General features: G+C 61.5%; 19 protein-coding genes. 9 read left to right on the top strand and 10 right to left on the bottom strand.

What is annotated here, in order from left to right; translation table 11 throughout:
- Positions 1–104 precede the first annotated feature (104 nt).
- A complete protein-coding gene (locus tag QXZ85_RS13845) occupies positions 105–293 on the top strand; it encodes a hypothetical protein (protein ID WP_315768356.1) in 189 nt (62 codons plus the stop codon).
- A gap of 612 nt (positions 294–905) precedes the next feature.
- Complete coding sequence (locus tag QXZ85_RS13840) at positions 906–1,205, top strand: NAD(P)H-dependent oxidoreductase (protein WP_315768354.1); 300 nt, start codon at positions 906–908, stop codon at positions 1,203–1,205.
- Positions 1,206–1,292: 87 nt separating this feature from the next.
- On the opposite strand, the gene QXZ85_RS13835 is transcribed toward QXZ85_RS13840, so the two are convergent.
- On the bottom strand, positions 1,293–1,511 hold the full coding sequence (locus QXZ85_RS13835) for a hypothetical protein (protein WP_315768352.1): 219 nt from the start codon (positions 1,509–1,511) through the stop codon (positions 1,293–1,295).
- A gap of 221 nt (positions 1,512–1,732) precedes the next feature.
- Here QXZ85_RS13835 and QXZ85_RS13830 point away from each other — a divergent pair, with 221 nt between their 5' ends.
- Positions 1,733–2,707 (top strand): quinone oxidoreductase, encoded by a 975-nt coding sequence (locus QXZ85_RS13830; RefSeq protein WP_315768350.1) that lies wholly within the window; start codon positions 1,733–1,735, stop codon positions 2,705–2,707.
- Positions 2,708–2,779: 72 nt separating this feature from the next.
- Here the strand turns inward: QXZ85_RS13830 and QXZ85_RS13825 are convergent, their stop codons facing one another.
- Both QXZ85_RS13825 and QXZ85_RS13820 read right to left on the bottom strand, forming a co-directional pair.
- Positions 2,780–3,055, bottom strand: coding sequence for a hypothetical protein (locus QXZ85_RS13825; RefSeq protein WP_315704599.1), 276 nt, complete (start codon positions 3,053–3,055; stop codon positions 2,780–2,782).
- 161 nt (positions 3,056–3,216) lie between these two features.
- Positions 3,217–3,849: an XRE family transcriptional regulator gene (locus tag QXZ85_RS13820; RefSeq protein WP_315704598.1), complete on the bottom strand. Its 633-nt coding sequence runs from the start codon at positions 3,847–3,849 to the stop codon at positions 3,217–3,219.
- A gap of 151 nt (positions 3,850–4,000) precedes the next feature.
- Here QXZ85_RS13820 and QXZ85_RS13815 point away from each other — a divergent pair, with 151 nt between their 5' ends.
- The 3 genes from QXZ85_RS13815 (at position 4,001) to QXZ85_RS13805 (ending at position 5,925) form a co-directional block, all read left to right on the top strand.
- Positions 4,001–4,522: a GcrA family cell cycle regulator gene (locus QXZ85_RS13815; protein WP_315704597.1), complete on the top strand. Its 522-nt coding sequence runs from the start codon at positions 4,001–4,003 to the stop codon at positions 4,520–4,522.
- A gap of 56 nt (positions 4,523–4,578) precedes the next feature.
- Positions 4,579–5,178 (top strand): DUF6456 domain-containing protein, encoded by a 600-nt coding sequence (locus QXZ85_RS13810; RefSeq protein WP_315704596.1) that lies wholly within the window; start codon positions 4,579–4,581, stop codon positions 5,176–5,178.
- Positions 5,179–5,529: 351 nt separating this feature from the next.
- Positions 5,530–5,925, top strand: a complete 396-nt coding sequence (locus tag QXZ85_RS13805; RefSeq protein ID WP_315704595.1) for a hypothetical protein — start codon at positions 5,530–5,532, stop codon at positions 5,923–5,925.
- A gap of 67 nt (positions 5,926–5,992) precedes the next feature.
- Here QXZ85_RS13805 and bamA read toward each other — a convergent pair whose 3' ends face one another.
- Positions 5,993–8,320: an outer membrane protein assembly factor BamA gene (gene bamA / locus QXZ85_RS13800; protein ID WP_409998223.1), complete on the bottom strand. Its 2,328-nt coding sequence runs from the start codon at positions 8,318–8,320 to the stop codon at positions 5,993–5,995.
- 235 nt (positions 8,321–8,555) lie between these two features.
- On the opposite strand from bamA, the gene QXZ85_RS13795 reads away from it, so the two are divergent.
- Positions 8,556–9,608 carry a hypothetical protein gene (locus QXZ85_RS13795; protein WP_315704593.1) on the top strand — a complete coding sequence of 351 codons (1,053 nt, stop codon included), beginning with the start codon at positions 8,556–8,558 and terminating at the stop codon, positions 9,606–9,608.
- Positions 9,609–9,665: 57 nt separating this feature from the next.
- Positions 9,666–10,343 carry an isoprenylcysteine carboxylmethyltransferase family protein gene (locus QXZ85_RS13790; RefSeq protein ID WP_315729633.1) on the top strand — a complete coding sequence of 226 codons (678 nt, stop codon included), beginning with the start codon at positions 9,666–9,668 and terminating at the stop codon, positions 10,341–10,343.
- A gap of 63 nt (positions 10,344–10,406) precedes the next feature.
- Here QXZ85_RS13790 and QXZ85_RS33755 read toward each other — a convergent pair whose 3' ends face one another.
- The gene (locus QXZ85_RS33755) at positions 10,407–10,640 is read right to left on the bottom strand and encodes a DUF6894 family protein (RefSeq protein ID WP_409977583.1); all 234 of its coding nucleotides are present in this window, start codon (positions 10,638–10,640) and stop codon (positions 10,407–10,409) included.
- A gap of 223 nt (positions 10,641–10,863) precedes the next feature.
- Positions 10,864–11,049 carry a hypothetical protein gene (locus QXZ85_RS13780; RefSeq protein WP_315704588.1) on the bottom strand — a complete coding sequence of 62 codons (186 nt, stop codon included), beginning with the start codon at positions 11,047–11,049 and terminating at the stop codon, positions 10,864–10,866.
- 25 nt (positions 11,050–11,074) lie between these two features.
- Here QXZ85_RS13780 and QXZ85_RS13775 point away from each other — a divergent pair, with 25 nt between their 5' ends.
- A complete protein-coding gene (locus tag QXZ85_RS13775; RefSeq protein WP_315704587.1) occupies positions 11,075–11,257 on the top strand; it encodes a hypothetical protein in 183 nt (60 codons plus the stop codon).
- 11 nt (positions 11,258–11,268) lie between these two features.
- On the opposite strand, the gene QXZ85_RS13770 is transcribed toward QXZ85_RS13775, so the two are convergent.
- The 4 genes from QXZ85_RS13770 to QXZ85_RS13755 all read right to left on the bottom strand — a co-directional run bounded on the left by QXZ85_RS13770 (position 11,269) and on the right by QXZ85_RS13755 (position 14,362).
- Entirely contained in the window at positions 11,269–11,589 is a 321-nt protein-coding gene (locus tag QXZ85_RS13770; RefSeq protein ID WP_315704586.1) for a cupin domain-containing protein, read from the bottom strand.
- Positions 11,586–12,248: a YqcI/YcgG family protein gene (locus tag QXZ85_RS13765; protein WP_315704585.1), complete on the bottom strand. Its 663-nt coding sequence runs from the start codon at positions 12,246–12,248 to the stop codon at positions 11,586–11,588. The genes QXZ85_RS13770 and QXZ85_RS13765 overlap by 4 nt, the downstream gene beginning before the upstream one ends.
- A gap of 111 nt (positions 12,249–12,359) precedes the next feature.
- Positions 12,360–13,652: an MFS transporter gene (locus QXZ85_RS13760; RefSeq protein WP_315704584.1), complete on the bottom strand. Its 1,293-nt coding sequence runs from the start codon at positions 13,650–13,652 to the stop codon at positions 12,360–12,362.
- The gene (locus tag QXZ85_RS13755) at positions 13,652–14,362 is read right to left on the bottom strand and encodes a hypothetical protein (protein WP_315704583.1); all 711 of its coding nucleotides are present in this window, start codon (positions 14,360–14,362) and stop codon (positions 13,652–13,654) included. The genes QXZ85_RS13760 and QXZ85_RS13755 overlap by 1 nt, the downstream gene beginning before the upstream one ends.
- Positions 14,363–14,368: the final 6 nt, after the last annotated feature.

The raw sequence follows: 14,368 nt of genomic DNA, 5'->3' as shown, positions 1-14,368 counted from the left end.
GCTTTGGAACCGGAAGATTCCGTCTCAGCACGATGCCGTGACCAAAGGGGCGTGGTCTGCTAAAAGATGCATGGCGCTGGTTTCGTACCTCTCGGGAGTGAGGCATGAACAGACTCGTGGAAATCCGCAATCAGGAGCATTTCTGCCGCGAGCGTGCGGCATTGGACGTTCAGCGGCGTATGTTTTGGCTGGCGCAAGCGGAGGAGTGGGAGAGGCGGGCGTTAGAGGAGATCGCGCTTCACTTCCGTGAGTGCAATCTGAACTGGAGCGACGTGCACCAGCCGACGCATTAGGTGAGATCCAACTGACTTACTGGCGCTCGTCGATTCCGAAGCCCGCAAGCGAGATTGCCGCGGCATGACGCCGACTTCGGAATCGGAGCACTGAGGCGTCGAATGGTGTGCCTTCAAAAAGATCCGCGTATTCATCGCGACGAAGACTAACGCTTGTCGCACGCGCACTGCCGGCGAAGGCTGCGCTTCCTGACTTGAGTTTTATGTCAGTGACGTAAAGCGGGCCGGTGCACGCTGTGCCTGACCTCGGCTCCGCAATCGGCGCATTCGTAGACCAGGTCGATCCTGGCCGAATTCCAATGCGGTTCGATCTCACGGACAAGCATCGGCAAAATTCCGAGACAACCGGGGCAGACAATCGGAGCCAATCCTTGCTCGTCGCCATGTCTGATATAGGCTGGCATTTTCGCTTCCTTCGAAAGTGGCGCGCCCCAACTCCCGCCCATTCTACTGAGCGGGTGCAAAATTCCTGATCAACTGTTCCGAACGGATAAGGAACAGCGGCGGATTGTGCGCGGCTGTGACCTTCAGGTAACATCCGGGTCGTTGGCCGGTTCCAATCAGCGCCGGGAGCGCGCCGCGGTTGGAGCAGACATTGGTGCGGGAGAGACAATGAAGGCGTTCATCGTACTCGCTCATCCCGAGCATCAGAGCTTCAATGGTGCGATGTATCGGGCGGCGATGGAGGCGCTGAGCGCCCAAGGACATGAGGTCAGAACATCGGATCTCTATGCGATGCGGTTTGACGCCGCATCGGGCCGGCATAACTTTCTTACCGTCAAAGATCCGGCTTACTACAAGCAACAGACGGAAGAACTATACGCGTCCGAGAACCATGGCTTCGCCTGCTCGCGCCGCAGATCGTATACGCTCCGGTCCGGCTCGAGCAAAGTGAGAGAGTTGAACTGCTGAAGTCTTACGCCGACCGCCTTAAGCGAATCGCGTCGGAGCAGCCGATCGAGATCAGCATCTACTGAGACACAAGACGTCTTGCAAAGCTCAGCGCTCCTCCATCATGGTGAACACGAAGCCGGTCAGAGTTGCGCCGACGGAAAAGGGGAGGGTGACCATGCCGATCAGGATTGCGAAGGTCTGATGAGGCGTAGAGCTATGCGCGATCAGGCGGGCAATGCCGAAGTTGTCCACGAATGTCAGCAGAAGCCTGACGCTCAATCCGAGCGCCGTTCCCATCAGGGCATGACAGACAAGTTCGAGCAAAATGGCTGGCCTCGGCAATGTTCGGCGTTTCTTCGGAAGCATGGCTTCGCCTCTCAATATCGGGCGGAAAACGCGCTGCCCTCTGGCCGGTTCCTCCAGGTAAGCCGCGGATCGACAGCCAAGCTCAAACGTGCGGATCGGGACCGATCCGCACGACTGGCAGCGTCGTACCGCAACTGCGAACGTCGGCTGATACAGGATTAACTCGAAGGGAGTAACGCATGACGCATGCCATCCGATTTCATCAAGCAGGCGGACCCGAGGTGCTTCAATGGGAGGAGGTCGAGGTCGGCAAGCCCGGTCCGGGTGAGGCACGCATCCGCCACACGGCGGTCGGGCTCAATTTCGTCGACATCTACAACCGCTCCGGCCTTTATCCCGCTCAGTTGCCGAGCGGCCTCGGCAGCGAGGCCGCAGGCGTGGTCGAGGCGGTGGGAGAAGGCGTCACTGACGTTAAGGCCGGCGATCGTGTCGCTTACGGTTCATCTCCGCTCGGGGCCTATGCCGAAGCACGGCTGATCCCAGCCGCCAGCCTGCTCAAGCTGCCCGATGCGATCGACGACAAGACGGCGGCGGCCATGATGCTCAAGGGTCTCACCGTGCAGTATTTGATCCGGCAGACCTATCGCGTGAAGGCGGGGGACACCATCCTGCTGCACGCCGCGGCGGGTGGGGTAGGCTTGATCCTCAGCCAGTGGGCCAAACATCTCGGCGCAACCGTTATCGGTACTGTCTCGAGCGATGATAAGGCCAGACTGGCCCAGGCGCATGGCTGTGGGCATACGATCGTCTACACCCGCGAGGACTTCGTGAAGCGGGTGGATGAGATCACCGGCGGCAAGAAAGTGCCGGTCGTCTATGATTCCGTCGGCAAGGACACCTTCCTGAAATCGCTGGACTGCCTGGCTCCGCTCGGCGTTGCGGTCCTGTTCGGCCAATCCTCCGGCGCGGTCGAGCCGCTCAACCTTGGCTTGCTGGCGCAGAAGGGCTCATTGTTCGTGACCAGGCCGACCTTGTTCACCTACGCAGCAAAGCGCGACAATCTGGTCGCAATGGCCAAGGAACTGTTCGACGTCGTCCAGTCCGGTGCGGTGAAAATCGAAGTTCATCAAACCTACCCGCTCAAGGATGCGGCCAGGGCCCACGCTGATCTCGCTGCCCGCAAGACGACGGGATCAACCGTGCTTCTGGTTTGATTGCAATGCAGGTAAGCGGCGGCGCATCCGGTGGCGCCGCCGGTACTGAGCCTTCCGGGCGAGCGCCAGGGGTCACGCCCGCTCGTGCTTGCGAAGATCGCGCAGATAATCGAACTTTGCAGCCTGCAGATCGGCCTCGTCCTGCTCGATCTCCGGGAGAGCCGCTTCCGAGAGGATGTCGGTCGTCACATCTTCGACCGATCGGTCGACGACCTCGTGAATGAAGCTGATATTGGAATATTCCCCGGACGCGATGCGCGCGACCACGTCACGCCGCGTCATCTCGGGATCGACCACGGCTTCGCGTCCGCGCCGCCCGTAGTCGATCATCACGACAAAATATTGCATGCAGAGCAATTCACCTTCGGACCTTCCGGCTGTAACTGCCATAATTTCCGAAAATCAGAATTTTGTCAAGCGCGAAATTCGGACGTCCGGAAGTAGGGGCACAGGCTGAGACCTGTGCCCAAGCGAGCATGCAAGCTATTCCCCATCTGCTTCAGGGCGCTTTATCTGCTTGAGGCCTTGCCGGCCGACTTGGCCTGCCGGGTTCGGGACGCGGTCTTCGACCGCATCCGCGCGATCTGGCCGCGCGGCAGCGTGACGCAGATTTCGCCGATCCATTCGAGCTTTACGCCGATGATCGGCTTGGCGTTGAAACTGATGAGGTTCACCACGGAGGGCGACTTCCCCCGCTCGATGGTCTTCAGATAGCGTTCGCCGGTCTTCAGCCGCACGACGGCCTCTTCGCCGTAGAAACTCGACAGCGGGTGCCGCTGTTCGCGATAGACGACGATGACGTCCCCGTTCTCATATTTCGGCAGCATCGAATCGCCCGTCACTTCGAAGGCGATCGTCTCTTCCGAGATTGGAAAGGGCACAGCGACCTCGCCCAGGCCCTCGGCCGGAACTTGCTCATATTCCGGCTCGATCACCGCCCCGGCGCCGACCCGTCCCATGATCGGCACGGCATTCAGTTCGAGATAATCGATGATCAGGCCGATCTCGGCCGCCTTGATCAGCCGTTGTCCCGAAAGGATTTCGGAGACGGCGCCGGGGCGCACGCCCATGGCGCGGGCAAGCCCGCCTTTGGTCTTCCCCGGCTTTTCCAGCCCACGCTCGATCATGGTGACGTCCAGCATTGTCTTGTCCTCGCTTGCGAATCCCGCGGGAAGGATACATTTCCGATTATCAGAATTCAAGCTTGACTTTTTCTTCGGAATATCGGAAATTCAAGCGGTGCTTGGCGATGCTGCTGAATGCAACGTCGGAGCGAAGAAGAAGAGGCGAGGGATGCAATCGAGCGACTGGCCGCTGCGACACTCCGAAGCGCTGCGGGATCTGCATGCCAAGGGCATGTCGTATGGCGAGATCACGAAAGAGATTAACGCAAGATTTGGAACGACTTATACGCGCAGCGCCATATTGGGTCGCGCCAAGCGGATGGCGCTGGCGCGGCCCGAGATCGGCAAGGAGAGGGGACCCCAACTCAAGCCCCGCTGCGCGCGGCCACGTCCGGAGTGCCGGCCGGTCGGCTCGGTTCGGCCGCGGCCTGCAAGCGAGGGCAGGAAGCCGGCGCAACTGCGCTGCGTGGGGATCAGCCCGCGGCTGATTTCTTTCGATGATCTCCAGCCGGGAGATTGCCGTTATCCGTACGGCGGAGACAGGGATGGCGAGCCGATCACGTTCTGCGGCCATCCGCGGCAGCCGGGGTCCTGCTACTGCACGCCGCACTTCCATCTCACGCGCAACCCGGAGGGCCAGGTTGAGCGGCCGCCGACGCCGGTGGTTCTGCGGCTGGTTGCGGCTGCGTAATACGTCGCCCCCTTTTCCGCATCAGTCCAATCTCATCTGTTCATCGGAGATTCGTGATGGCACGCGCCAGACGTAATAAATCCCATCGTATTTCGAAGGTCCATGATCGTCGCGCGAGCGACCTGCCATTCAACGCCGAGGTGGCGACGGTCGAGATCGATGACCCCTTGGCGCTGGAGGCGGGCGAGAAGATCGTGGCGCTCCGCTCGATACGTAACGATCCTCTCGGGCGGCTGCATTCGCATCGACAGATCGATGATGCGCAGTACCGTGGGGGCCGCGCATTCCAGAATGACTGGGAGCGTGCGGAGCGCGGGCCGCGGGCTATCGATCCGTCCCGAGAGCATATCGATGGTGCGCAGGGCCGCGAGCCCATCACCGAAGGCCAGCGTCAGGCGGTGTTGCGGCTGAACCGCGCCGAGCGGGAGCTCGGTGCCGACGGAGCGGCCATCGTCCACGATGTGCTGGTGCAGGGCCTGAGCATGGAGCAGGTCGGACAGAAGCGCGATCTGTGTAGCCAACGCTGGAACGACTATTTCGCGCGGCGATTGCGCGAATGCCTGGACCGCCTGGCGCTGGTCTATGGTTTTGCGACCGAACGTGTCCCCAAGAAGCCTCTGTCCGCCTGCGCAGTCCGTGGGCCGACCAGCCGCTAGCATATGTTGTCGCTCGGCTGCTCGAGCAGGTTTCGATTTTGCCCCGGGGCGCGTGGGGACCTTAGATCGGCGCCCCTGGTGGTGCGGTGCGGTGCAAACAGCTATGTGCCGCGCCGCCTTCGTCGTCGCCGAAGGCCGCACAGATCGGACGTCGGAGCGAGATCGCCATCGGCCGACGTCATTCACCGGCATAGACAACGGCCGCGAGCCATCACTCGACGATCTTGCCGAACAAATTAAGTATCTCTCGCCCCCTGCGGTCCGCATTGACCCACGTCAAGCAGCCGTCCTTGGGCTGGCGTATCAAAGAGCTACCGCCGATTTATCGTCCGTCTGACAAGGGAAGTTGCCATGTTCAGCCGCAAAGAACGACTCTCTTCGACACGCCGTCCTCTGACGATTGCGATCGTCGCAACGATGGCGCTCACCGTTTTCGAGCCGCCGATGGCATTCGCGCGCAACTCGGGTCAAGCAGCCAAGCAAAGCATCGCAGTGAGCGCACGCAGTGACGCGACGGATTTCAGCGCGCGCCGGCGCTACCGCCGTTACTACTATCGGAGCAATCCGGCGGCCGGCCTTGCGGTCATGGGCGCAATGATCGGCACCATCGGTGCGATTGCCGCGGCCAACCGGTATGGCGGCTATTACTACTATGGACCTGGCTACTATTATGGACCGCCGGTTTACTACGCGCCGTATCCTTACTATTACGGGCCGCGCGCTTATCCCTACTACTACCCGTGGTGAACAGGTTTGGCGCTTCCCGCGGGCCGGTAGCGTATGCCCGCAGGAGTGCGAAGTCTGCGCTGGGCGACTAAAATCCGCCCGCGCCGAAGTGGAGCGGCTGTACGACGTCGTAGGCCGCTTTACTCAGGGGCACCGCATAGTCGACTGTGAGGGGCCCAAAGGGGGAGGCCCAGGTCAGCCCGACCCCGACCGACGATCGGACGACGTTCTTGTCCGCGACCTGAACAGATTGGGTCGGGCCGCGATATCCGAACACGCTGCCGGCATCGACAAAGGCCGAGGCCTTCAAGCCATATTCCTGGGGAAGACCTGGGATGCCACTCTGCAATTCGGCGGTCGTCGCCCAGTATAGGCTGCCGCCGACATTATCCATCGTCGAGCCAGGCGTCAGGTCGCGCGGGCCGAACCCGTTCGGCGCAAAGCCCCGCACCAAATTCGGGCCGCCGAAAAAACTGTTCAGCAGCGGCGCCTGCTGGCCACCCCAGCCCGTGATGTAGCCACCTTGGGCCCGGACCATGCCAGTGAGGTCATTGGAGAGCGCATGATAGTAGCTGACGTCCTCGGTCGTCCGCAAGAAGCGCACGTCGCCGCCAAGACCGGCCAGGTCCTGGCTGAGCTGAGACCGGATGCCGCTGGTGGGCATCGTATTGTCGTCCAGCGTGTTGAACGCGACCGTGTCGCCGACCGACGAGACGAGTTGTCGCCCAGCCGCAGCGGCTTGCCGCACCGGGAGGGATACGGTCGCATTCGAGGCGGTTGGCGCGAGCGTGACATTCTGATCGTAGAGGGAGTAGCGCCAGAGCACGTTGGTCTGCTCGGTTACGGGCGTGCCGAGGGTCAAGGTGCCGCCGTAAGTATTGCTACCGTAGGACTGGTAAGGACTGACCGTCGTCTGTCGGTCGAAGGCCTCTGCGCCTGTCGTTGCGCGGCCGAGACTGTAGGGGGCCGACACCGAGAGGTCTGCGCCACGCGCATATTGGCCGTAGGTGACCGAAGCCTGGACGGCGTTGCCGCTGCCCAGCACGTTACGGTCGCCGACCTTCACTTCCGCCAGTAGCCCGTCGGTGGTCGAATAGCCGCCGGAAATGTTGAAGTCGCCGGTCGACTGATCGGTCGTCTCGACATCAAGCACGACCCGGTCAGGCGCGGAGCCTGGCCTCGTCGAGATATTGACGGTCTTGAAGTAGTTCAGGTTCTTCAGCCGCCGTTCTGCGCGATCGATCAGAGTCTTGTTGTAAGCGTCGCCTTCACCGAAATCGAATTCGCGCCGGATCACGTAATCCCGGGTGCGGCTGTTGCCGTGAATCTCGATGCGCTCGACATAGGCGCGCCGTCCCTGGTCGATCACGAAAGTGACATTGGCGCGCTGCGCAGGCACGTCGCGTGCGATCCGCGGCTCCGCTTGTGCGAACGGAAAGCCGAGCTTGGCCATTTCGGTGGTAAGCGCCTCCGTGGTCTTGTCGAGCTTGCTGGCGTCGAACAGCGTGTCGCGGCGGACGAGCAGTCGGTCGCGGAGCCGATTGCAGTCGAGCCCGTGAACGTTGCAACTCAGGTCGACGTCGCCGAATTGATAGATCGTGCCTTCGTCAATGACGAAAGTGATGTTGAAACCGTTGCTCGCGGGGTCGAACTCGGCGTCTGCCTTGGTCACCGCCGCATCGGCATAGCCGTGCTTGCGGTAATATTGCCGGAGCAATTCGCGGTCTTCGTTGAGCCGATCCGCGTCATATACGTCGCCGCCGGTGAGGAAACTCAGGATGTTGCTGGCAGAGGTCTTGATCACGGCTCGGAGCTGTCGTGCGCCGAATGCCGTGTTGCCGACGAAGTCGACCTTCCGCACCGGCGTCTTCTTGCCTTCGGTGATGCTGTAGACGAGATCGACCCGATCGTTACCGCGATCGATGATTTCGGGAACGACGCGCACGTCGTCACGCCCGACGCGGCGATAGGTCTCGATGATGCGGTTGACGTCGCCTTGCACGGTGGCACGTTGCAGGCCGCCGCGCGGTTTGGACTGAACGGCGGCAGCGAGATCGGCGTCCTTGATCTTCTTATTGCCTTCGAAGGCCACGCGGTCGAGCACCTTGGCCTCTGTGAGATGGACGACGATCCGTTCGCCTGCGTGCTCGAGGGTGACATTGTCGAACAGGCCGGTCGCGATCAGAGCCTTCAGGCCGGCGTCGAGCGCGGCGGCGTCATAGTGTCCGCTGCTATCGGGATGAAAATAGGTGCGTACCGTATCCGCCTCGATGCGGCGATTGCCCTCGACGGCGATCGTGCTCTGTGCGGCAATTCCTGTCCCGGATGCGGCGAATGTGCTCATGGTCGCGACCAGAAGCAGCGCAGCCAACGATCGTGGCTTGGAACCGCAGCTTGGCAAGCTCCGAAGGTTCATACGTGCAGCCCGTGCCTGCTTGAACGACTTGTAGATGCAAGGAGCCGCGCGGGGCGAAAGGATGTCGAACACGGGCAAGTTGCGCAATTGTGAACGGCATCACGAATTCGACGCGATGGAGAGGCGTGCCGTCGCAGAATCGTCGCAGTGCGGGAGCAATGCGTCGCTGCGCTAACGCCTACTCGTCCGGGCCGCCGACATGACAAGGCCCGAGGCGCCTTCGTCGGAGCAGCACATGCGCTACGTTGTTCTTGCGATCCTTGCGAGCCTTGTTGTCCAACCGGCCGGTGCTGCAGTTACGCCGGAAATCGATCCGCGTGCGTCGCTCGCCGTCGTTCAGCAGTGGATCTACAACTATCGCACCAAGCCGGATTACGCTCACGTGCCGGCCGCCGTGCGGGTCCTGTTTCACTCCCAGACGTTCAAGGAACCAGAGAATGCCGGGATCTATCTCGGATTCATCGCCGGTGCGATCGGCTCAAATCCTGCGAAGGCCGAGCAGCTCGTCAACGGGTTCTTTCCGGTGCCGCCGGAGGATGAATGGGTCATCGTTCGTGCGATCGCGTATTCCGGTCTGCCCGACTGGCGCAATTTAATGCGCAAGGTTGCGCCTCGCCTGCCGGCGCGGCGGGTGATGATCGAGGGCTATCTGAACGGAACGCAGCCGACGCTCCTCGAGATTCCCTTGGAGGAGCCGAAGCCGGGCGTGCTTGACAAGTTGCGTGGCGCGTTCACGCGAAATCCCTTTGCCAAGGAAGAACGCAAGATCGACACCAGGCTGAGCTTTGCCGGCAATCAGGATCTGCTCGACACGTTGTGGGGCTATTATTTCGCGACCGGGTCGCACGTGCCGATCCAGCGCATCATGCAGCTGTTACCGTGGTCGAAGAGCCGCGACACCGTGGACAAGTTGAGCATCGGCAGCATGGCGCGGTATACGCTGGCAAGCTATGCCGTGCGCGACGGCGAACTGCGTGACTATTTGCGGGGCGAGCTTGCGCGTCAGTCGGAGCCGATCAAGGCGCCTTTGGCCGAGGTGGTAGAGGCGGCCGACACGGTCCAGCTTGGTGCTGTCCGCAAGGATGCCATTGCCGCCGTCGAGGAACTCAAGACCAAGGGATCCGATGCCCGCCGCAATCTTGATTTTTGGGGCCAACTCGGTGTCGGTGCGGTTGCACTCGGCTGCGTATCGGCTGCTGCGCTCGGGCAAGTCGCCGTCGGGATTCCCTGCGTCATCGGCGGTTCTGCGTCACAGGGACTGCTGTCGTTTTGGGAGAAGCAGCAATAGTCGCGATGCTCGCGCGAAGCGGGCTCGAACCGGCCAGCGATCATGGTATGCTGCGCTATGTCCGCCCTTGGTCGAAAAGCATTTGCAAGCCTGGCGATTTTGATCGTCGTGATGGCGAGCTTGATCTTCGCGGCGGCAGGGACGGTGCATTACTGGCAGGGGTGGCTATTTCTTCTGGTCTATTTTGCCGCCTCGCTCGCGATGACGCTGGACCTGTTGAGAAGGGACAGGGCGCTGTTGGAGCGTCGCATGAGGGGGGGACCTTTTGCCGAGAAGGAGCCCGCCCAGCGGCTGATCATGGCGGTCATCTCCGTGGGGTTTATCGGGCTCATCGTGGTCTCCGGGCTAGATCATCGTTTTGATCTGTCCCACATGGCGCCGCCGGTCGCTGTCGGCGGCGACGCGCTTGTCCTGCTCGGCTTTGCCGGCATTTTTCTGGTCTTTCGGGAAAGCAGTTTTGCTGCCGCGACGATCGAGGTTGCTAACGATCAAAGGGTCATTTCCACCGGACCATACGCCATCGTGCGCCATCCGATGTATGCCGCCGCGCTGATTCTGCTGGCCGGAATTCCCATCGCGCTGGGATCGTGGTGGGGGCTGCTCACCATCGGCACCATCGTTCCGTTTCTGATCTGGCGGCTATTGGACGAGGAGCGATTTCTGGGGCTGAATCTGCCCGGCTATCGGGCCTATCAGAGCAGGGTGAGGTACCGGCTGGTGCCGTGGCTGTGGTAGGGCCAGCACAGGCCACCGAATTCGCCAATTTCCCGGAGCGAAGCTCCCAATCACCAAAGGCCGTCAGCTGACGGTGGCGTCGGCTGCCATCGGGTAAACTGGCTCGCGGTGGATCTCGGTACCGGACTCATCGACCACGACGACGGAGAGCGTCCGGTTGGTAATTCGAGGATCATGGCGCAACCTGCGCGCCAGATTCCGGCTGTGCTCGATGGCTCCGGCGTGGGTAGCGAACGTAAGGCCGGTCCTATCCCTGGTCGGAATGCCGTCCTTCATGTCAAAAAAGTAGGTCCGCATGGCATTTCCTGCAGCCGTAAATCCCGACAGCGGAGCTGCGACGCCGCCGCGTCCGCAACCCAATGTCGTTCCGCAGAAATGATTAAGGCCCTGGGACACGCCGGACAAGCGTAACGGTACCAAAATCCGGTCGATCAGCACCGTAATCGACCAATTTTGCTGGCTTCGGTGACCAGAAGCTGCCAGATAGCTCAAAAGCTGCCAACACGAACCGACCTGCCGGTCAGTTCGGCTTGCTGCTGGAGTTGTTCGCTGGCATACTTTCAACCTCATCGGGTTCCGCGCGGTCGATTTCCAAACGCGCCATCCGAAGGATCAAGGTCGCCGTTGTCAAGCCGAGACGTTCAGCTTCAATGGCTGCAGTATCGACTTTGCGTGCTAGGCCTTCACGTTTGCTAAGAACTGCCATTACCGTTCCCCGTCAAAGGTGCGAGATGAAGAATCCCACGATCATCGCGGAGCTGCACAACAAGCTCGGAGCCCCATCGAGCGAAGCAGTGGAAAGCCTTCGGCTTTTGAAGGCGTTCCTGAAGCTGGCGCCGAGCCAGCGTTTCGAGGTGATCGAAATGGTCGAGCGGCTCTCGACCGATCCCGAATCCGATCGTCCCTTCTCCTGACGCGGACGGCATCAGTGTCCGACGGTCAGGCTTGCCGGCGGACGCGTCGCGATCGCGTAGATCGCATCCTCCAGCGCCTCTGATTCATGCAGTGTCCCGGCCGGTAGCAGTATCTTGTCGCCGGGATTGCAAACCCGCTCTCCGCCATTCCATTTGAAGTTCAATCGGCCCCTGATCACGACGAGAATTTCGTCGACCGGGTGGGTGTGGAAGGCGTGAACCTTGCCGGCCGCATCGTGCTGCAGCTCGATGCAGCCCTGCTCGGGAAGCAGTGCGAGAATGTCCGGATCGATCGAGAAATCAGTCCTGGTTCCAGCGATGATCTGGGTCATGCGGCTTGCTCCGTATCTTTGATGGTCGAGGTCTTGGTCTGGGCAAGTTTGTGGAACGGACAGGCGGGCGGCGCCTGATTGTCGTCGTAGAGGAAGTACTGCTTGTATTCCCGCCCTTCCTGATGGCCGTAGCGGCCGAGCAGCGGCGAGGGGCTCGTCGTATCGAACGGAACCAGCCGCTTGCGGACCTCACCGAAAGCCGCTGCTGCCGCCTTGTCGGTTCCCAGGATCTTGTCGAACACCCAGCGCGGCTGGAACGTCATCATGAATGCGCTGGAGCGCCGGCTTTGGCGCATCACATGGGCCGGCGTGCTGCAGACCACGAAGATCGGCTCACCTGCGAACGAGAATTCCCACATCGGATGATCGACAGCTTCCGGAATGGCCGCGGGCCACGGGCTCTTGTCGATGCGAGCGAGTTGATCCAGCGTGAGCCAGAATTTCCGATAATAGGCATCCATGGTCTGAACGGGCCGCGGCCGGGTGAACAGCAGCAGCGACGTATTGGGGCCGTGTGAGCGACTTTCGGAGACGAACAGTGCGAGCTGTTCACCAAGAACGTTGACGTCGAACGGATCGAGAAAGAGATAGCGGAGCTGATCCTGACGATATCCGGTGACGCCGAATACACAGGGAAATGGACGCGCTTCGCTGCTCATCTGAGCTTCAAATTCGGAAAACAATACGCTCTGCCAGCTGCTAACCGGGTAGTTCGAGCGGACCCCGTCTTTTTGCAAATACAAACGCGACATACCGACCCCTCTGTTTGACTACGCACGAAGTATCAACTTGCGCCGGATCAGCAGCGGCCCCGCGATGCCGGGCAGGGACATGAGCAACAGAATTACGATCAGCGCGACGTAGCCGGCGTCATTCGCCGCGATGCGCGTTGAATGGATCGCCGCGGGGGCGAGCCCGCTCGCCGTCATCATCGCCAGCGCGATCACCGGTTGGGCAAGGCCGGCGAAGATGCCCGCCGACGTCGTATTCACCGATGCCCCGACCCCGATCAGCTCCGCGGTGTAGAGACGTTTCGTACATTTCAGCACCAGCGGAACGGTGCCGCCGGCGACCAGCCCCAGTGCCGCAAACACCGTCCCGACGTAGATCAGGCCGAAGGTGTGGGCGAGCGCCGGCAGCAGCATCGCGATGAACAGCATCCGAAGCAGGCAGATCCAAATGAGCGCACCGTCCAGCGACTCGGTCTTGTCCGCTGTATGGCCGAGAAAGATCGAGCCGAGCGCATTGCCGACCATGAAGGCAAGCAGCGGCGTTCCCGCGGCCGACGGCGTAATATTGAAATAGTGCGCGACCATGGGGATGCCCCAGACGCCGGATAGTGTCGTCACCACGGCGAAATGGGAGGCGAAGGTCATCGCGCAACCCCAATTGGCGCTGGCGCCGAGCGCCTGCCAGCTCGCGAGCAACACACTCTTCAGCGTCTTGCCGGTGTGCGCCGTCGGCGCAGGCTTTACCGCGACTGACGCGCAGGCCAGATTGGCGGCGCCGATGCAGGCGATGAAGATGAAGCAGGCGCGCCATCCGAAGCCGCTGACCGCAACGGCCAACGGTGTCGTTGCGACCACGCCGCCGACATAGCCGGACACCTGGGAAATGCCGGACATGAACCCGAACCGCTCGTCGGCGAAGCTCTGCGCCACGAGCTTGAGCAAGGCCGTGAAGACCAGGGCGTCACCGCAGGCGACGATCAGCCGTGCAATGAAGACGTCGAGGAGTGTGGGCGACAGGGCGAAGGCGGCGCTGCCGAGTGCGGAGGCTGCCATGCTGCAAAGCACGACGCGCTTGACGCCGTAGCGGTCCACCAAGAGCCCCGCCGGGATCTGCATCACGGTGTAGCCCCAGAAGTAGCTGGACGCGAGTAGCGCCACGCCCGAAGCATCGGTGCCGAAGTCGCGCATGAAGTTCAGACCGATCGTCTGAGGGGACACGCGCTGCAGGAATGCGATCGCATAAGCGACCGCAACAGTGGCCCACGCAAGATAGGCACGATCGATGAGCCGGATGGGAGATGCGAGGATCGCTTGTTGCCCAGGCGTTGCCATCACAGCCTCGCGTAGCCGACCGAGAACAGCGCGTCGGCGGAGTCCGGGATCAGGCGCGTCATGGCGGCATCGATCAGTGATGCTGCGCCGCGATAGTCCTGGCGGTGATGTTCGATGTGGCCGTAGGCGCCGCGCATGATCATGCCGGGAACCTCGAGCTGCTTGCCCGGATAGAGCGTCGCGCACATTTCGATGCACGCCGCCTGCAATTGTGGATCCGGCGCGTCGCCGAGCAAGGAGGGGGCGACCTTTTCACAGATCTTGGCGTTGGCCGCCCAGACGATCGGGTTGCGGGTCCGCCATCCATAAAGAATGGGAGCGTCCGCATCCGCGGAATCCGCGTTCCTCAAGACCTGCGAGGTGAAGAATCCATACAGGCCGCGCCCTTGGTGCGGCGGAAGAACTTCGGTACCGCTGCGGTAAATGGCCACGCGGTTCGCGATGCGCATCGTACGATAGACTGAAAACGCGACGAGCCCGGAATGGTCGTAGACCAGAATGAGGCCATAGCCGCGGTCGAACGGCGAGGATGCTGCGCTCCAATGCGGCTCGGTTGCTTTCCAGTTAACGGCGATGATTGCATTCATCGCATCCATCATCGGCTGTCGATCGGCGGGCTCGACTTCGGAAGCGTTCGGAAAGCTGTAAACGGCGTAATCGTCCCAGGGCGAGGCGATCGTCTGGTATCGACCGTCCAGTTTGCGCGACATGGCAGC

This window comes from Bradyrhizobium sp. SZCCHNGR1005 (assembly GCF_032489995.1).
Lineage (GTDB): Bacteria > Pseudomonadota > Alphaproteobacteria > Rhizobiales > Xanthobacteraceae > Bradyrhizobium.
This window is presented reverse-complemented; position numbering and strand designations above follow the sequence as displayed.